The organism is Flagellimonas olearia (assembly GCF_009184425.1).
GTDB lineage: Bacteria > Bacteroidota > Bacteroidia > Flavobacteriales > Flavobacteriaceae > Flagellimonas > Flagellimonas olearia.
The window spans coordinates 1,624,452-1,642,005 of sequence record NZ_WELG01000001.1 but is presented as its reverse complement, the minus strand read 5'-3'; the positions used below and the strand labels follow the sequence as shown (position 1 = coordinate 1,642,005).

Below are 17,554 nucleotides of genomic sequence, written 5' to 3'. Positions count from 1 at the left end.
ACATGGGTCCATGGGGTTAAATTAGTGCTTTAAGAATAAATCCAAAAAGTATTGCGAAGTTACCCAAGGTTGGTTAACTTTGTGTGATACGCATTGATGTTTGCATATATGGGCGAACTTGTTGAGATTGTTGATTCTTTGGAAAACAAAGTGAGCAAACTGTTGCACAAAATGGAATTGTTGCATCAGGCCAATGCCAAGTTGAAAGAAGAATTGAACCTGGAAAAGGAAGAAAACAAACGCATACAGGAAGCCGTTCTGGAATGGGAAGAAAAGTACAATTCCTTAAAAATGGCAAACACGATGCTGGGTAGTAATACTAGCAAAACAGAAGCTAAGCTCAAAATAAATACGTTGATCCGTGAACTGGATGTTTGCATTGCCAAGTTAGCGGATTGATAGTACCGATAAGATGGAAGAAAAGCTCAAAATAAAGCTTTCCATTGCTGATAGGGTGTATCCGTTGACGATAGATCCCAAACAGGAGGAAGGATTGCGGAAAGCGGCCAAAAACATAGAAAGTTTGGTCAAAAAGTTCGAGCAAAACTATGCGGTTCGGGACAAGCAGGACGTTTTGGCCATGTGTGCCTTACAGTTCGCTTCAAAAATAGAGCAAGGCGGAATAGACCAGTCCGAAGGAACAAAGGCCGCCATGGAACGGCTCAAGGCCCTGAACGATTTGGTATATTCCAAACTAGGGGAATAAGTTCTTTAAAATAAACAATGTTACTGCCCACGTTGGTATCATTTTTTTGACAAACTCAACACTATTATAATTCAAGAGGGTGAGTTTAGGTTGTAAAAGCAGGCCCTACCTGTATAGGGATCCTTGAGCAGCTTGTTAGCCCTAAACCTGTAATTTGGAGTTTGTACAAAACTTCGACCAATGTGGGCTTTTTTTTTATAACCAAACATAATCGAAATGGATAATATCATAATAATTGTTGCGGCGGCTGTTGTAGGGCTGGCAATAGGATTTGCCATAGCCAAGATGATGGAGAAGGGAAAGGCTACCAAAGTGATATCCAATGCCAAAAAAGAGGCATCGGATATTGTAAAAGAGGCACAGAAGGAGGGAGAGAGCATTAAAAAAGATAAGATATTCCAGGCCAAGGAAAAGTTCTTGGAACTAAAGGCCGAGCATGAGAAGGTCATCATCAATAAGGATAAGAAGATCGGTGAGGCGGAGAAGAGGACCAGGGATAAAGAGTCGCAGGTAAGCAGTGAACTCGCCAAGAATAAAAAATTGAACGAACGATTGGAGCAGCAGATCAAGGAGGTTGACTATAAAAGTGAAATCCTTGAAAAGAAACAATCCGAAGTTGAAAAATTGCATAAAAGCCAAGTGCAACAATTGGAGGTGATTTCAGGGCTTTCCGCTGAGGATGCCAAGAGCCAATTGTTGGAATCCTTGAAGGAAACCGCAAAGTCGGATGCCATGGCCTATCTGCAAACTACGTTGGAAGAGGCCAAGCTTACTGCCCAACAAGAGGCCAAGAAAATTGTAATCAATACTATCCAAAGAATCGGTACTGAGGAGGCTGTGGAGAACTGTGTTTCTGTCTTCAATTTGGAGTCCGATGACGTCAAAGGACGCATCATTGGACGTGAGGGTAGAAATATCAGGGCTTTGGAAGCGGCCACGGGAGTGGAAATCATTGTGGATGATACGCCAGAGGCCATTATCCTATCCTGTTTCGATTCGGTACGGAGAGAGGTTGCCCGTCTGTCCTTGCACCGTTTGGTGACCGATGGACGAATCCACCCGGCACGTATTGAAGAAGTCGTTAAAAAGACCGAGAAGCAAATCAATGAAGAGATTGCCGAAATAGGAAAGCGTACCGTCATAGATTTGGGTATCCATGGTCTACACCCTGAATTGATCAAGGCGGTCGGGCGGATGAAATATCGTTCCTCCTATGGCCAGAACCTATTGCAGCACTCTAGGGAAGTGGCCAAACTTTGTGGGGTAATGGCAGCCGAATTGGGACTTAACCCAAAAATTGCCAAGCGTGCTGGACTTTTGCATGATATTGGAAAAGTGCCGTTGGCCGAAGCAGAAGTGGAAACACCACACGCTATCTTGGGAATGCAATGGGCCCAGAAGTATGGTGAAAAGAAGGAAGTGTGCAACGCGATTGGAGCCCACCACGATGAGATTGAAATGACTACTTTGATATCACCCATCGTTCAGGTCTGTGATGCCATTAGTGGAGCCCGCCCGGGAGCCCGTAGACAAGTATTGGACTCCTATATTCAACGTTTGAAGGATTTGGAGGATATTGCCTTTGGATTCAATGGAGTGCAAAAGGCCTACGCCATTCAAGCCGGTAGGGAGCTTCGTGTAATCGTGGAAAGTGAAAAGGTAAACGATGACAAGGCAGCTGAACTTTCCTTTGAAATTTCGCAGAAGATACAGACGGATATGACCTATCCGGGTCAGGTAAAGGTCACGGTTATCCGTGAGACCCGTTCGGTGAACGTGGCTAAATAAGGCTTACTTTTGGTAAACACCGCTTTCCAATAGCAATACGCCTTTCTGAAAGTGTTCCAAAAGGTTGGTAAGCTTTGGTTTGGTGGATTCCCCCATCAGAACATTCAACCCCAGAGTTGGAGGTCCATATGCCTTGATTCGGGCTAAAAGAGAGGTGAAGAATTCAATACCAGCTTCGGTTTGGTCTGTTTTTGATTTCAAAGTGAAGCCCAGTTCTGCCATTATTTTCGCCATTTCTTCACCTTTGAAGAGAAAACTTAATCCTTCATGGGCCGCCCATGGCATGGGGTAGGTAACAAGGTCATCGTTTTTTCTGAAAATATCGTAGAACAAAAAATGCCCTTCAGGGCGTAACACCCTGTACGCTTCGCTGTAAAATTTCTGTTTGTCCGGAATGTTCATCTGCACGTGTTGGGTCCAGACCACATCAAAGGAGTTGTCTTCAAAAGGAAGTTCTGTGGCGCTGCCTTGTGCAAAATGGGTCTTTTGGGAAAGCCCTACCAATTTGGACAGGGCATTGGCTGTATGGACAAACTCTGTACTCAAGTCTATCCCTGTGGCATGGCAGTCATATTCGTCCGCAAGTAGTCTGCAAGGACCTCCAAGACCGCTGCCCATATCCAATATCTTCAGACCTTTTAAGGGAATGGTGGATGCCAATTCCTTGGAGACTGCGGCCCCACGTACATGGAACTCGTCCACCCCGGCAATGTCACTGCGTTGTACGTGATTTAGGTCCACGCCCTTCTCCTTCAATCTGTTTAAAATCTCCCCATAAAGATTTTCCTTGAGATAATGGGCCTCAATGCTTTGGTTCAATGCATCCATATCTTGGTATTAACGGGTTTGATCCCAGTGAATGGGATTAGTAGGGGGAATCTTGATATTCTTACAAGACTTTGGCAGAATCCTTTAGGGAGTCTGAATACGTATAAAAGAAGGGGTTGGCGGCTTATTCTTCCTCGGATGAATTTTCCTCTTCTTCCGCTTCCCTGTTCAATTTGTTCTCTAGAATGTTCAGCTTTTTAAGTTTCTCCTTCCAAGTTTGGAGGGCGTCTTTCTGCTTGTTCAGGTTATCGACTACCTGTTTCACCAACGGATTGTCTTCTGAATCTCCTGAGAAAAACTGAAGATTGTTCTCCAATTGTCGTATTTCGGACTTGCTTTCGTCAATTTTACGTCTAATAAAGACCCGTTCATTGCCAATGGCCCGGTTATCCTCGGTTTTGGCAAGTTCCTGTACCTTATTGCCATACTTGAGCAGTTCGGTCTGCTGTTTTCCTATACCCAATTTATTGAAAAGGGCATCCGTGATCTTGTTGAACTTACCGTTAATGTGTTTTTTGTTGTAGGGGATACGCCCATACTCCTTCCACTCGGCCAGAAATTTTTTCAGGGTCTCCAAATCCTTTTCACGGTCCCCACTCAATTGAAAATCCCGAAGGCGGTCCAAACAGGCCATTTTCTTGTCAAGGTTTTCGTACTCCTCTTTATGGCTCTCATTCTTTTCGGCGTGCAAGCGATTAAAATAATGGTTGCAGGCATTTTTGAACTCGTTCCAGATTTTGTCGGAATACTTTCTGGGCACGTGGCCAATCTTTTTCCATTCACTCTGGATACGCTTCATTTCTGGGGTTACCGCACCCCAGTCATCACTTTCTTTCAATGACGTGGCCAGTTCCAATAAAGCTCTTTTCTTTTCCAGATTTTGGTGTTGCTCCTTTTTTTGGTTTTTATAGAAAGCGTTCTTGTTCCTGTTGAACTTCCGTACAGCTTCCTTGAAGGCGTTCCAAGTTTCTTCATTGACCCTTTGGGGAACTTTTCCAGCTTTGAAAAAGGAATCCCTGAGTGCCTCCACTTCTTTGATCTGTTGCTGAAGCGCTCTATGGTTTTCGGTTACATTTTCTGCAATGCTTGCGATTTTACCAATGATTTCCTGTTTCTTTTCAAGGTTCTTCTCATAGACCTTTTCCAGTTCTTGAAAATGCTCTTGCCTACGCTGGTGCATGGCCTTGGTAGCGTTGCTAAAACGCTCCCAGACCTCTTCGCGCTGTTCCTTGGCCACGGGGCCTATATCTTCTTTCCAGATTTTGTGAAGCGTCTGTAGTTCCCTAAAGGCCTTGGTAAGGTCGGGTTCATTGACCAATCCTTCGGCACGTTCCACCAATTTGAGTTTTTCCTCCAAATTGTGTTTAAAATCCAAGTCGCGCAACTCACGGTTCAAGTGCAGGAAATCATAGAAAATTTCCATATGGTGGTGGTAGGTGCGCCAAACATCATTATAACTGGTCCGTGGTACCGGACCGGCATTTTTCCAGTTCTCCTGAAGATCTTTAAAGTTTTTGTAAGTGGTATTGATGTCCTCTTCAACATCAATGAGCCCTTTCAGTTGTTCAATGATGTCCAAGCGCTTTTGGAGGTTGTCCTTAAGGGTCTGCTCCAATTGCTTGTAATAGTGGTCCCGTTTTTCACGATAGTCCGAATACACCTCATTGAATTGCCTTTTGGCCACGGAGTTGTATTTAAAATCCACTTCGTTTCCTCCTTTGGAAACAAACTCCTCCTTTTTGTGCTCCAAAAACTCCTGGAATTTTTGGTCAAACTCGTATTTAATGGAACTTACGTGTTTGCCAATGGCTTGTATCTTTTCATTCCGCACCAATCGCTGGAGTTCACCTACCAGGTTTTCCATGGACATGGAGTGGTAATCCAACATGGGGATAAAATGCCTTTTTTCATTGTCGGAATCCTCGGCATCTTCGGCATTGTCGGCATCAATCTCATCGATTGCCTCATTGGAATCCTCGGAATCGGGCGGGGTATTATCTTCGGACTTGGTATCCTCGGTTTGCTCGGCAGCACTTTCATTTGAAGTGTTCGAAGCCTCCTGGCTGACTACTTTTTCAGCTTCTGCATCTCCGGTCTCCTCCGGGCTGTCTTTGGGGGTTGTGTTCTCTATTTGTTCAGGAACGGCATTGTCGGACGGTTTTGGTTCAGAAATGGGGCTTTCTTCCAAGGTTTTTTTTGTAGTGTCCGATATGTTCTCTGCGCCACCTTCAGCTTGCTGAAGTTTATGTTCATTTTCCTGCATTAGTAGTCTCTTTACCGTTGGATTGATGATAATTATAGCCAATTTAGCAACTTAATTGTCTAATAGCAAAAGTATTGATTCTTCTTTTGCACAACTTTTTTGTTGTATCGATTGCCCTGAACGGTATGTTTTTCGCTTTTTTTAGGGGGTATTCCAGATTTCCCATGCTTTTTCCGCTTGGTATTGCAACATCTTCAACCCATTGCAGATGGTAGCCCCATTGGCCTCTCCAAGGGCCAAAAAAGTGGTTTTTTCGGGATTGTAGATAAGGTCGTACAGTAAATGGTCATTACCAATGAACTGATACGGTAAGTCGGGTTTGTTCTCCACATTGGGGTGGGTGCCCAGCGGAGTACAGTTAATGATCAGGGTATATTCCCCAAGGATGTTCCCATCCAATTCGCCATAGGAGAGCTGCCCCTCTTTTTTGGTTCTTGAGACAAAAGTGTTGGTTATGCCCAGTTCATCCAATACGTAACGCACAGCTTTGGAGGCTCCCCCAGTCCCAAGAATAAGGGCTTTGGTATGGTGGGGCTTTAAAAAGGGCTCCAATGATTTTTTAAAACCATGCGCATCGGTGTTGAAACCTTTTAGGCCCTGCTTGGTGAATTTAATGGTGTTCACGGCACCTATTTTTTCGGCTTGGGCATCCATTTCATCCAAATAGGTAATGACCTCTTCTTTGTAGGGAATGGTCACGTTGAGCCCTTTGAGTTGGTTTTGGGACAGGACTTGCTCCAGTTCGGTGATTTCCTGAAGGTCAAAGTTTTCATAACTGTGGCCGTTCAACCCCAAGTCCTTGAATTTTTGGGTAAAATATCCTTGGGAAAAGGAGTATGAAATGTTTTTACCGAGTAGTCCGTACCTGTTTTCTTTCTTTTCTGCTTTTTCCATACCAGTCCAAGAGCAATAATACCAAAATTCCCAAAATCACAAAAAGTATGGCCCACCATGTTTCCGGAAGGCCCAAATTGGGAAGATAGCGTTCGTAATTGAGGATTATCTTGTCGCCATTGGAATCCAATAATGGATTTCCCATAGCATTCATTTTGTACATGGTACGTTTCCAAGGCCACAATACCCCTAAAGAACCGGTAATAAACCCTAAGATGGCCGCCGTTGTGGAGGCTTTATAGTGTTTGAGGACATAACTGAGCAAATGGGAAAAAGTGACCAGTCCGGTGGCCGAACCCAAGGTGAAGATGCCCAATATTTTTAGGGTCTGCATTCGTTCCGCGTTGTTCAAAAAACCAAAATCCCCTGCGAAAATGTCGGAGAAGGTATCGTATAGTGCATTTACGGAATCGACCAATAACAGGACATAATTCCCTAGAAGAATCAATATAAAAGACCCAGAAAGTCCGGGGAGGGTCATTCCCGAAACACTGATGATCCCACAGAAAAAGATAAAAAATAGGTTGTCGTTCTCCGTGGCCGGATTTAAAAAACTGATTGAAATTCCAATCAACAGACCTACAATCCCTACGGGAATGGTCCTTTGGTTCCAATCTTCATAATCTTTGCCAATGTAGTAGATGGAGCCCAATATCATCCCAAAAAAGGTGGCCCAAACGAAAAGTTCGTTGTGTTCCAAGAAATAATCCAAGATTCGGGAAACACTGAAATAACTCACCAGCATCCCGAAAATGAGGAGCATTAAAAACTGGGCATTGGTGTATTGGTAAAAACTCTTGAACCGACCATTGAAAAGCAATTTAACGGCCTTTGAGTTGAGTTTTTGGAGTGAATAGATAAATTCCTCATAAAATCCGCCCACAAAGGCCACAATGCCGCCTGAAACCCCCGGAACCTTATTGGCCGCCCCCATGCAGAGACCTTTGATGACCAAAAAGAAATTATCCAGAAATGTTCTAGGTTGATGCATTTGCCCAATTCGATTTGTCTATTTTTTGGAAGCTACCCTTTCCAGGATAAAAATAAGGGAAAAACCGATTATGGCTAGGATTATGGCAAGGATTAACTGATTGTCCCCTTCAAAGGCGGAGGGCCAGACATTGATATCGTCCACAACAATGGTCTTATCGCCAAAGGTCTTGGTTTCCAATACTTTTTTCCAAGGCCAGATTTTGTTCAACGAACCCAATATGAAACCGGTCAATAAGGCCAACGTCAGGTTTTTATAATGGTTGAACATCCATTTGAGCAAACGGGCGAAGCTTAATAATCCCAAAATGGCACCTAGTCCCACGGTCAGGATTATCTTTATGTCGCGTTCATGAACAGCGTCCAAGATGGTCTTGTACGACCCCAGCAGCACCAAAATAAAGGCTCCTGAAATTCCGGGTAAGATCATGGCACAGATGGCCAATGCTCCTGACATGAAAAGATAGGGTAAGCTGTCGATGTTCTCGCTGGCGGGAAGCTCCGTGATAAAATAGGCCAAGGCAGCACCAAAAAGTAAAATTACCACCGTACCCAAAGTCCATCGTGTTATTTCCTTCCCAACAAAAAAGATACTGGCCAGGACCAGTCCAAAGAAAAATGACCAGAGTAGAACAGGTTTGTTGTCCAGCAGCCAACTTAGGAATTTTGCTAGGGAGAACACACTGATGAAAATTCCCAAAAAAAGTGAAAGCAGGAAATTGCCATTGATTTTGTTCCAAGCGGACTTTATGCCCTCTTTGCGCACTACCTGAATCAATGATGGATTTATGGTATTGATGGAAGAAATGAGCTCTTCATAAATGCCGGAGATAAATGCGATGGTGCCTCCCGAGACCCCGGGAACAACATCTGCGGCGCCCATGGCCATTCCTTTAAGGGTAATAATGATATAGTCGGCTAATCGTCGTACTTGCATGGATTTGGGATGTGATGTTTAGGTTAGGTGGAGGTCTTCTTGATTTTGGATACAAAGGCCTTTACCCATTTGATTTCACTGAACTCAGGGAATTCCTCATCAAACAGTTGCAGTTTGTCCATATCCAATTGGATACCCTCCGCCAATTTTTTCTTGGCCTCAGCCATTTCCCCATTTTTCAGGTAGAGCCCGGCCAATTTGTAGGTGAGTTCTGGATTTTCCGGGTAAAACTCCAGTCCTTGGAGGGCTACTTGGATGGAAGAACCCAAATCCCCGATCCTCTTGAGCGTTTCGGCCCAGTTTCTCCAAGTGCTCAACTCATAGTTCCCTAAATCTACGGTTTGTTTGTAGGCAAAATCAGCTTCGTCATAATTTTCCATGGCGAAATAGATCTTTGCAGCCTTCTTCCAATACAGGGTGTTTTCCCCGTCAATATTTATGGCTTTGTTGATGTAGTACAATGCCTTCTCATAATCCTTCAAACTAAAATGGAAGTCGGTAATGGCCAACCATCCTTTGTCCAATAAAGGGTCTTCATGCACGGTATTGTAGTAGTAATATTTGGCCAAATCTGTATTGCCCAATTTTTCATGGCATTTTCCCAATCGTAGGAAAGCGTGGGAGGTTGGGTCTTCTATGGTGATGGTGGTCTCGTAGTTTTCAATGGCCTCATTGTAACGCCCCAATTTTTCGAGCACTTTCCCTTTTTCAAAATAGGCACCAATGAAGGAATCGTCGGAGATGACCGCAAAATCAAAAGCGGTCAACGCCTCTGGGTACATCTCCATGGCATAGTACATTTTGCCCAATTGGTGCCAAGCGACCTCACAGTAGGGATTTCGCTCCAAATAATCGTTCAAATAGTGGATGGCCCCATCAAAATCCTCTAAAAACTCAAAGCAGTACACCACGTTGTAGAGCGATGAATAGTCGCGGTCATCGTACTCCACGCATTTCATAAAGCTTCGTTTGGCCTTCTCGTAATCGTCCATGAACAGGTATTCCATGCCCAACAGGGAATGGATATCAAAGCTGTCATCCGTAAGATGGAGGGCTTCCAAAAGCAGGTTTACGGCTTCTTGATGGTTATCTTGCTTGGATTGCAGGTTGGCACGCTGTATATAGATTTCCTCATTGTAGGCATCCAGGTTTTGGATTTCGTCCAACAACTTTTCAGCGGCCTCATATTTGTCTTCAAAAGCAAGTACCTCTACCTGTAACAACTTCAATTCAAGGGAATTTGGATGTTGCTCCAACCCAATTTGGATGGCCTTTTTGCCCAAGGAAATTTTACCGTTGTTGAGGTAGTGGTGAATAATCTCTTCAAAGTCCTCTGCATCAAAAAAGTAGACATCATCTGTCCGAAGCATGGACTCGAATTTGCTAATGGATTTGTCAGGATGTTCGTTAGAATCTAACGCCATAGGAACTTGTTTGGTTTGACTATGGACTTAAAATTAACCGTTTGCATAGGTGAATTGGTCCAACTTTGGGGTATGTTATCAACAAATTAGTTAACAGTGGCCGGTTTATAGCGGTTTAAAATGTCGAGAATTTGGTCGCAACCTTTCTCAATTTCTTTCATTGAAATGGTCAATGGAGGTGATATCCGAACCGCCTTTGGCTCAAAGAGCAACCAAAAAAGAATCAATCCTTCCTTGGCGGCGGTCAGGATCAAATGATCAACGATTTCCTTGTTTTGCAATAGCAAGGCGAGCATTAATCCTTTGCCCCGTATTTCTTCAATCAAAGGATGTACCAAAAGCTTTCGGAACAGTTTTTCTTTTTCAAGGGTGTCTTCAATAAGCTGTGATCCAGTGATTTCCTGTAAAGTAGCCAAACTGGCAGCGGCTATGACGGGATTTCCGCCAAAAGTGGTAATGTGTCCCAGTTTGGGATGGTCTTGAAGGGTGGACATCATTTTGTGGGAGGCCACAAAGGCGCCAACGGGCAATCCCGATGCCATTCCTTTTCCGATTACCAAAATATCAGGGATGCAATTAAAATGCTCAAAGGCGAAGAGCTTTCCGGTACGCCCAAATCCAGGTTGTATTTCATCCAAGATCAAGAGGGCTCCCACCTCGTTGCAACGCTCCCTTACTTTTTCCAAATATCCATTTTGGGGGAGAATAAAGCCGGCACCACCCTGAATAGTCTCTAAGACCACAGCAGCGGTCCTGTCCGTGATTTTTTCCAAATCTTCAATAGCATTGAAGTTGATGAACCGAACATCGGGCAGCAGGGGCCTAAATGCGCTTTTACGCTCCTCAAAGCCCATGATGCTCAAGCTTCCCATGGTATTGCCATGATATGCCCTGTGAGCTGCAATGATTTGGGTTCGCCCCGTATATCTTCGGGCCAATTTTAGGGCACCTTCCATGGCTTCGGTTCCAGAGTTGACCAAATAAGTGGTCTCCAAATCCTTGGGAAGGTGTGCTGCCAGTAGTTTAGTGAACTCCACGGCAGGCTGCTGAACGTATTCGCCATAGACCATGACATGCATGTAACGGTCTACTTGGTCTTTTATGGCCTTCACCACTTTTGGGTGACAATGACCCAATCCGCAAGCGGACACACCGGCAACAAAATCCAAATGGGCATTGCCGTCCGTATCATAGATGTAGCTGCCCTTGGCATGGGAAATTTCCAAGCCTAAGGGGTGTGGGGAAGTCTGCGCCTGATATGTAAAAAAGTCCTCTTTTGACATTAGGGGGTCTACACTTTTTGGACCTGTGTCTTTTTAGGTTTTGTGGCTTTGGAATTGATGTTGTTGACGGGGTCGTTTTCATTCTTGCTCCGTTCCTCTTCCTCGGCATCAATATCAATGGGATTTTCAATGCCCCGAATCTTTACCAGTTCGATGTTGTTGTCATCTTCATCAAAGATTTCTTCCTTGGACAGGATGCGTTCATCACCACGCCAGATGAAGCCTTTTAATTTTCTACTTTCAACAGGTAAATCCTTTTCGGGGAAAATATCGCCATCGGGGTTTACAAAAAAGGTAATGTCCTCAATGTCGTTATTGGCCATGAGCAAGCGTATTTTACTGCAAATGGTCTTATCAATACCAACGAGTTCCTCGTCATCGTTGTACACGTAATAAATGACCTCGGTGTTTTTGACCAAGTCTATGATCTTAAGTTCATTTTCAATGAACTTTCCAAAAAGGTCCTTTCCCTTGGCCTGGTTGTAGCCTGTTCCGCTGATGGTGTCCAATGAGATGATAAATGCATTTTCCAACACTTTGAGAGAATCCAGTTTTTCCGTTTCCAAGTCCGAAATCAGATGAATGCTGTCTCCTGTAATTTGATTGTCCACGTTCCAAAGTATGGGATTGGTGATCAATTGGGTGATACCGGTTTTTTCACTGAAGTGGATGGAATCGCATTTTCCACTCAAATCGGTTTTATAAAATTTGGCATTGCGGAAGGTACGCACGATTCGCTCGTCGGTTTTGCCCGTGGCCATGAGGGTGTCCCCATGCATGTACAGTGAATCGTTTTGGACCAAGCTGATGGAAACTGCCCTTTTGGTGGCAAAAACAGAATCCTTGCCCTTGAACACCTCGGCATAGTGCGCCTTGATGACCCCATCATTGATCGTGTCCGTAATTTTGATGTTGTTGGTGGCCGAGGCATACTCCGTGGCCTTGTCAAAATAAAGACTATCCCCTCTGATGATTTTATTGTCGTAATCAATTCGGGTGTTTTTTATTCCATAGCCCTGCTCCACCTTGGTATCGTAAAAACCACGCTCACAGTAAATTTTGTAATCTTCCCCCGTAATGGTGGAGGGGCCGTACATGTATACGTTTTTGGAAATCCTGTAGTAATCCAATTGCTCCGAGTCGATGATGTATTCAGGGTTGTCTATATGGACCTTGTTCTTGAACTGGACTTTTTTAAGCTCGGTAAAGTAAGTGCCAATTTTACTGGTAAGCACATTGACCGAGTCCACTACCTTTCCACCTGAATTGTAGTAGGAAATCTGCTTTTCCCGATCAAAATAGAGGGTGTCCGTGGTCAGGGTCATTTTTCCATCGGAAAGGTCTACGTTTTCCCATGCCTTGGCCAAACTGGTGTTGCCGTTCCAGTCCAATCTTGCACTGTTCATTTCAATGGAATCGCCCTGTTGCAGCCTTACATTTCCAATAGCTCTTAATCTATTTTCTTTATTATAAAAAACAGCGTAGTCGCACCATAGGTCGGCTCCTTGGTGTTCAAACTGTACCTGGCGCTCATCGTCTTTGCTAAAGATGGATGCCCCTGGAAATTGAACTTCATCCTTAGTGAAGTTGGCCCCATATACAATATTGATTTGCCTACCTTGGGTCTGTGATGCTTCCTCTTGGGCCGTGGCCATGCAAAAGGGAAGGACCAAAATGAAAAAAGAAATCCTTTTCAAATCCGCAGAATTTTGTTCAAAAGTATGACTTTTAAAGCAAGTTGCCCATGGACTTTAGAAAGCTTTGGGATTTGGACAAAGGATTGTCTTGATTTTGCTATCCATTCATGTAGGCAGAATACATCCAGACCAGCTTTTCCTGTTCCCGGATATAATCGCTCATCAAGGCATTGGTGCCCTCATCGTTGGAGTCGCCGGACATTTCCAAAAGTTCCCTTTCCAAAGGTAGTAGCACCTCGTATCCGCTTAAAATTTGACTTACCGCTTCTTTGCCGTCGGATACGTTTTTGGCAGTTTTGATGGTGGATAGTTCGGAATAATCGGAAAAGGTATGGAGCGGGGTAAATCCAAGGGTCAGGATTCTTTCCGCAATTTCATCGATTTTTAGGAGGGAATCATTGTAAAGTTCCTCAAATTTTAAGTGCAGTTCAAAAAACTTTTCCCCTTTGATGTTCCAGTGGAACCCTCTTGCATTCATATAGAAAATCTGGTAGTTCGCCAGAAGTTCGTTCAGTTTTTCGGACAATGCGTTTGAAGCTTTTTTATCGAGACCAATTTGATTCAGGTTTGACATAATATTTTCTTTTACGTGTTACGGTTTTGATGTTTTACTACTGATGCAAATTTAAGGGAAAGAGGTTGTCCGGGAAGTGACTTAAGTCACAAAGAAACCCTGAACGGCCTTCGAAAACAGTAGTTTCATTTGGCGTGTTCAGGGCTGTTTTAAAAACCTTTCCTTAAAAAGTTTATCTGTGTATGGTCTGAAGTCTGTCTGGACCTACCGAAACAATCTTTATGGGAACCCCAAGGTGTTCTTCCAAAAATGAGATATAGTCATTTAGGGAATCAGGGAGTTCTTCTGCTTTGGTCATTTGGGTAAGATCTTTGCCCCAACCTTTTAGTTCCTCATAAATGGGGGTCACGTTCTTCTCCTCAATGTTGTAGGGTAAATGATGGATTTTTTCGCCATTATAGTCGTAGGCAGTACATACCTTGATGGTTTTAAAGCCGCTGAGTACATCGGCCTTCATCATCATCAATTCAGTAACCCCATTGATTTGCACGGCGTATTTCAATGCTACCAAATCCAACCATCCACAACGTCTTGGTCTTCCTGTAGTGGCGCCAAATTCGTTGCCTACCCGACCCATAGTCTCGCCATCGGCATCAAAAAGTTCTGTGGGGAAAGGTCCGCTGCCCACACGTGTGGTATAGGCTTTAAAAATACCCAATACCCTTTCAATCTTGTTGGGAGCTACCCCTAAACCGGTACAAGCTCCTGCGGCTGTGGTGTTTGACGAAGTCACGAAAGGGTAGGTGCCAAAATCAATGTCCAATAAGGAGCCTTGTGCGCCTTCGGCCAATATTTTTTTGCCTTCGGCCTGAGCTTTGAAAATATATTCCTCGCTGTCTATAAAAGTCAGTGTTTTCAACCTTTCCACACCTTCACAGAATTCGGCTTCCAATTCGGCCAAATTGTACTCTATTTCCACGTTGTAGAAATTGATCATGGCCTCATGCTTGTCCGCCAAGGCACGGTATTTGGTTTTCCAATCCTCAAATTCCAGATCGCCCACTCGCATTCCGTTACGTCCGGTCTTGTCCATATACGTAGGGCCAATACCCTTAAGGGTAGATCCGATCTTGGCCTTTCCCTTGGAGGCTTCCGAAGCGGCATCCAATAAACGGTGGGTGGGTAGGATCAGGTGTGCTTTTCTGGATATCAATAGCTTGGATACAATATCAATGTTGAATTGGTCCAGATTTTCCAGCTCCTTTTTAAAGATCACGGGGTCTATGACCACTCCGTTGCCCACAATATTGATGGCATTTTTGTGAAAAATCCCGGAAGGGATGGTGTGCAATACGTGTTTAATGCCATCGAATTCCAAGGTGTGTCCGGCGTTCGGACCCCCTTGAAAACGGGCTATGATATCGTATTCCTTGGTCAGTACATCAACAATTTTTCCTTTTCCTTCGTCTCCCCATTGGAGTCCAAGCAATAAATCTACCATGAAATTTGTGGGTTATTCTGTTAGGTTTTCTTCTTTGTTTCGGGTGCCGTAGAAATATAATGAGTGATTGCTGATCTTGATGTCGAAAACCTCCTCAATGGTTTTCTTGATGGATTGAATGCGAGGGTCGCAGAATTCAACCACCTCACCGGTATCGGTCAAGATCACATGGTCGTGCTGGCGATCAAAATAGGATTTCTCGTATTGCGCCTGACTTTTTCCAAATTGGTGCTTGCGTACCAGTTTGCATTCCATCAGCAATTCTATGGTATTGTAGAGGGTGGCCCGGCTTACCCGGTAGTTTTTGGTTTTCATCTTGATGTAGAGGGATTCCACGTCAAAGTGGTCATCACTCTCATAGATTTCTTGTAGGATAGCGTAGCGTTCCGGTGTTTTGCGGTGTCCTTTTTCCTCAAGGAAGGCAGTGAACACGTTTTTTACGATTTCCTGATTTTTATTGTTCCCCATGGCTTTCTCTACCTATGCTAATGCACAAAGGTACAGCTAAAAATTAAATTCTGGTCACTTTATCTATTCCCTCGACCCGCTTAAGATTATCCATCAACTTTTTTAGGATGTTGTTGTTTTTCACTACCAAGGTGATCTTTCCGGTAAAAGTGCCGCCGTCCGCATTAAAGTTGAGGCTGCGCATGTTCACGTGCATATTGTCCGAGATGATTCGGGTAATGTCGTTGACCAATCCCAGATTGTCGATCCCGGTCAATTTTATGTCCACCGAAAACTCTTCCTGTGTGGAATCTATCCATTTGGCCGACATGATTCGATAGGCGTAGTTGGATTGTAATGAAATGGCGTTGGGACAATTCTTCTTGTGTACCTTAATGCCATCGTTTACGCTTACAAAACCAAAAACATCGTCACCCGGAATGGGATTACAGCACTGCGAGAGCTTATAGTTTAGCTTTTCCTCTTCCTTGCCAAATACGAGCATGTCATATTTGATGGTGATTTCATCCTTGTCAACATCCTTGGGTGCAGGATTCCGGCGAATTTTATTTTTAAAGAAATTAAGGAAGGCGTTATGATAGGATGAGGCAAAATCCTTTAGCTTATCATTGTCTATGACCCCGATACCCACCCGGTAGAAAAGATCCAGACTGGTCTTTAACTTAAAATAGGTGACCAACTTGTTGATGGCATCCTCGTTCAAGGTTATCTTTTGTGACTTTAGCTTTCTGCGTAGGATTTCCTTTCCTTCGGCGGCAACAGCTTTCTTTTCCTCACTTAAAGAGGATTTGATCTTGGAACGAGCCCTTGCCGTTTGGGTATAGTCCAACCAAGTCTGGGTGGGTTTGGCACTTTCCGAGGTGATGATCTCCACTTGGTCCCCACTCTTGAGCTGGGTACCTAGGGGTACCAACTTTCCATTTACTCGGGCCCCACGGGTTTTCATGCCTATTTCGGTATGGATGTGGAAGGCAAAGTCCAAGGCTGTGGCTCCTTTGGGCATGGATTTGAGGTCTCCTTTGGGGGTAAACACAAAAATTTCCTTGGAATACAGGTTGAGTTTGAACTCTTCCACAAAGTCCACGGCATTGCCATTGGCACTTTCCAAAGCTTCCTGTAAGCGGTTGAGCCATCCTTCAATTCCCTGTTCCTTCTGGTCCCCGTGTTTGTATTTAAAGTGCGCGGCATAGCCTTTTTCGGCTATTTCGTGCATCCGCTCACTGCGTATCTGTACCTCTACCCACCGGCCTTTTGGACCCATAACAGTGATGTGCAATGCCTCGTATCCCGTTGATTTTGGGGAGGTGATCCAGTCCCTGAGGCGAACGGGGTTGGGGGTAAAGTGATCCGTGACTATGGAATAGATTTTCCAGGCCAGAAATTTTTCATTCTTGCGATCGGATTTATAGATGATCCGTATGGCAAACTTGTCATATACCTCATCAAAGGAGACATTTTGTGCCTTCATCTTTCTTCGGATGGAGAAAATGGATTTCATCCGCCCTTTGATGTAATAATTGAGACCTTCCTTGTCCAATGAATTTCGGATCACATTGGAAAAATCCTCAATATAGGCCATTTGGTCCTCCTCAGAGTCCACGATTTTTGCCTGAATGTCCTTGTAGACTTCGGGTTCCGTATACTTTAGGGCAAGGTCCTCCAAGTGGGTCTTGATGTTGTACAGACCAATCCTGTGGGCCAATGGAGCATAAATGTATAAGGTTTCCGAAGCGATTTTTACCTGCTTGTGCTCGGGCATGGAATCCATGGTGAGCATGTTGTGGTACCGATCGGCAATTTTGATGATGATTACCCGGACATCGTCATGAAGGGTCAGCAGCATTTTTCGGAAATTCTCTGCTTGCTGACTAATGTCCATATCCTTTTTAAGGTGGGCGATCTTGGTAAGTCCATCCACGATACGGGCCACGGTTTCGCCGAACATACGCTCAATATCCGCTAAGGTATAGGGAGTGTCCTCAACTACATCGTGAAGTAGGGCAGAGGCGATGGAAACGGCATCGAGGCCAATTTTAGAGGCCACGATCTTGGCCACGGCTATGGGATGGAAAATATAGGCTTCACCAGATTTCCGACGTTGTTCCTTATGGGCATCCACGGCTACGTCAAAGGCGGAGCGTATCAGTTTTTTATCCTCATCGGACAAGGTCTGATAGCTGATGCGAAGCAATTCTTTGTATTGCTTGGCAATCTCTTTGTTTTCTTTTTCAATGGCTGCCTCCGTCATAGTATATTAAAGT

At 44.3% G+C, this 17,554-nt stretch carries 15 protein-coding genes and 1 other RNA gene; 4 read left to right on the top strand and 12 right to left on the bottom strand.

What is annotated here, in order from left to right:
• Positions 1 to 108: 108 nt before the first annotated feature.
• The 4 genes from F8C76_RS07075 (at position 109) to rny (ending at position 2,494) form a co-directional block, all read left to right on the top strand.
• A complete protein-coding gene (locus F8C76_RS07075) occupies positions 109 to 399 on the top strand; it encodes a coiled-coil domain-containing protein (protein WP_116218712.1) in 291 nt (96 codons plus the stop codon).
• 13 nt (positions 400 to 412) lie between these two features.
• Positions 413 to 706, top strand: coding sequence for a cell division protein ZapA (locus F8C76_RS07070; RefSeq protein ID WP_116218193.1), 294 nt, complete (start codon positions 413 to 415; stop codon positions 704 to 706).
• Between the two features lie 53 nt (positions 707 to 759).
• Positions 760 to 869: non-coding RNA, 6S RNA (gene ssrS, locus F8C76_RS07065), on the top strand.
• Positions 870 to 922: 53 nt separating this feature from the next.
• Entirely contained in the window at positions 923 to 2,494 is a 1,572-nt protein-coding gene (gene rny, locus F8C76_RS07060; protein ID WP_152131068.1) for a ribonuclease Y, read from the top strand.
• Between the two features lie 3 nt (positions 2,495 to 2,497).
• Here the strand turns inward: rny and F8C76_RS07055 are convergent, their stop codons facing one another.
• From F8C76_RS07055 to F8C76_RS07000, 12 genes are all read right to left on the bottom strand, one after another.
• Positions 2,498 to 3,322 carry a class I SAM-dependent methyltransferase gene (locus F8C76_RS07055; RefSeq protein WP_152131067.1) on the bottom strand — a complete coding sequence of 275 codons (825 nt, stop codon included), beginning with the start codon at positions 3,320 to 3,322 and terminating at the stop codon, positions 2,498 to 2,500.
• A gap of 124 nt (positions 3,323 to 3,446) precedes the next feature.
• Entirely contained in the window at positions 3,447 to 5,585 is a 2,139-nt protein-coding gene (locus tag F8C76_RS07050; protein WP_152131066.1) for a DUF349 domain-containing protein, read from the bottom strand.
• A gap of 141 nt (positions 5,586 to 5,726) precedes the next feature.
• The gene (locus tag F8C76_RS07045) at positions 5,727 to 6,479 is read right to left on the bottom strand and encodes a shikimate dehydrogenase family protein (protein WP_152131065.1); all 753 of its coding nucleotides are present in this window, start codon (positions 6,477 to 6,479) and stop codon (positions 5,727 to 5,729) included.
• Complete coding sequence (locus F8C76_RS07040; protein ID WP_129652904.1) at positions 6,433 to 7,470, bottom strand: DUF368 domain-containing protein; 1,038 nt, start codon at positions 7,468 to 7,470, stop codon at positions 6,433 to 6,435. Before F8C76_RS07040 ends, F8C76_RS07045 begins: the two co-directional genes overlap by 47 nt.
• Positions 7,471 to 7,488: 18 nt before the next feature.
• Positions 7,489 to 8,406: a polyprenyl-phosphate transporter gene (locus F8C76_RS07035; RefSeq protein WP_152131064.1), complete on the bottom strand. Its 918-nt coding sequence runs from the start codon at positions 8,404 to 8,406 to the stop codon at positions 7,489 to 7,491.
• A 23-nt stretch (positions 8,407 to 8,429) separates the two neighbouring features.
• Positions 8,430 to 9,830: a tetratricopeptide repeat protein gene (locus F8C76_RS07030; protein WP_152131063.1), complete on the bottom strand. Its 1,401-nt coding sequence runs from the start codon at positions 9,828 to 9,830 to the stop codon at positions 8,430 to 8,432.
• Positions 9,831 to 9,916: 86 nt separating this feature from the next.
• Positions 9,917 to 11,113, bottom strand: coding sequence for an aspartate aminotransferase family protein (locus F8C76_RS07025; RefSeq protein ID WP_152131062.1), 1,197 nt, complete (start codon positions 11,111 to 11,113; stop codon positions 9,917 to 9,919).
• A gap of 8 nt (positions 11,114 to 11,121) precedes the next feature.
• On the bottom strand, positions 11,122 to 12,768 hold the full coding sequence (locus tag F8C76_RS07020; RefSeq protein ID WP_152131490.1) for an OstA-like protein: 1,647 nt from the start codon (positions 12,766 to 12,768) through the stop codon (positions 11,122 to 11,124).
• Between the two features lie 139 nt (positions 12,769 to 12,907).
• Positions 12,908 to 13,384 (bottom strand): Dps family protein, encoded by a 477-nt coding sequence (locus F8C76_RS07015; protein WP_129652899.1) that lies wholly within the window; start codon positions 13,382 to 13,384, stop codon positions 12,908 to 12,910.
• A 172-nt stretch (positions 13,385 to 13,556) separates the two neighbouring features.
• Positions 13,557 to 14,825, bottom strand: a complete 1,269-nt coding sequence (locus F8C76_RS07010; RefSeq protein ID WP_152131061.1) for an adenylosuccinate synthase — start codon at positions 14,823 to 14,825, stop codon at positions 13,557 to 13,559.
• 12 nt (positions 14,826 to 14,837) lie between these two features.
• Positions 14,838 to 15,293, bottom strand: coding sequence for a Fur family transcriptional regulator (locus tag F8C76_RS07005; RefSeq protein ID WP_129652897.1), 456 nt, complete (start codon positions 15,291 to 15,293; stop codon positions 14,838 to 14,840).
• Between the two features lie 43 nt (positions 15,294 to 15,336).
• Positions 15,337 to 17,541: a RelA/SpoT family protein gene (locus F8C76_RS07000; RefSeq protein WP_152131060.1), complete on the bottom strand. Its 2,205-nt coding sequence runs from the start codon at positions 17,539 to 17,541 to the stop codon at positions 15,337 to 15,339.
• Positions 17,542 to 17,554 lie beyond the last annotated feature (13 nt).

Coding starts and splice junctions, on each gene's coding strand:
- F8C76_RS07075 (WP_116218712.1), top strand. CDS start 109: ATGGGCGAACTTGTTGAGATTGTTGATTCTTTGGAAAACAAAGTGAGC.
- F8C76_RS07070 (WP_116218193.1), top strand. CDS start 413: ATGGAAGAAAAGCTCAAAATAAAGCTTTCCATTGCTGATAGGGTGTAT.
- rny (WP_152131068.1), top strand. CDS start 923: ATGGATAATATCATAATAATTGTTGCGGCGGCTGTTGTAGGGCTGGCA.
- F8C76_RS07055 (WP_152131067.1), bottom strand. CDS start 3,322: ATGGATGCATTGAACCAAAGCATTGAGGCCCATTATCTCAAGGAAAAT.
- F8C76_RS07050 (WP_152131066.1), bottom strand. CDS start 5,585: ATGCAGGAAAATGAACATAAACTTCAGCAAGCTGAAGGTGGCGCAGAG.
- F8C76_RS07045 (WP_152131065.1), bottom strand. CDS start 6,479: ATGGAAAAAGCAGAAAAGAAAGAAAACAGGTACGGACTACTCGGTAAA.
- F8C76_RS07040 (WP_129652904.1), bottom strand. CDS start 7,470: ATGCATCAACCTAGAACATTTCTGGATAATTTCTTTTTGGTCATCAAA.
- F8C76_RS07035 (WP_152131064.1), bottom strand. CDS start 8,406: ATGCAAGTACGACGATTAGCCGACTATATCATTATTACCCTTAAAGGA.
- F8C76_RS07030 (WP_152131063.1), bottom strand. CDS start 9,830: ATGGCGTTAGATTCTAACGAACATCCTGACAAATCCATTAGCAAATTC.
- F8C76_RS07025 (WP_152131062.1), bottom strand. CDS start 11,113: ATGTCAAAAGAGGACTTTTTTACATATCAGGCGCAGACTTCCCCACAC.
- F8C76_RS07020 (WP_152131490.1), bottom strand. CDS start 12,768: ATGGCCACGGCCCAAGAGGAAGCATCACAGACCCAAGGTAGGCAAATC.
- F8C76_RS07015 (WP_129652899.1), bottom strand. CDS start 13,384: ATGTCAAACCTGAATCAAATTGGTCTCGATAAAAAAGCTTCAAACGCA.
- F8C76_RS07010 (WP_152131061.1), bottom strand. CDS start 14,825: ATGGTAGATTTATTGCTTGGACTCCAATGGGGAGACGAAGGAAAAGGA.
- F8C76_RS07005 (WP_129652897.1), bottom strand. CDS start 15,293: ATGGGGAACAATAAAAATCAGGAAATCGTAAAAAACGTGTTCACTGCC.
- F8C76_RS07000 (WP_152131060.1), bottom strand. CDS start 17,541: ATGACGGAGGCAGCCATTGAAAAAGAAAACAAAGAGATTGCCAAGCAA.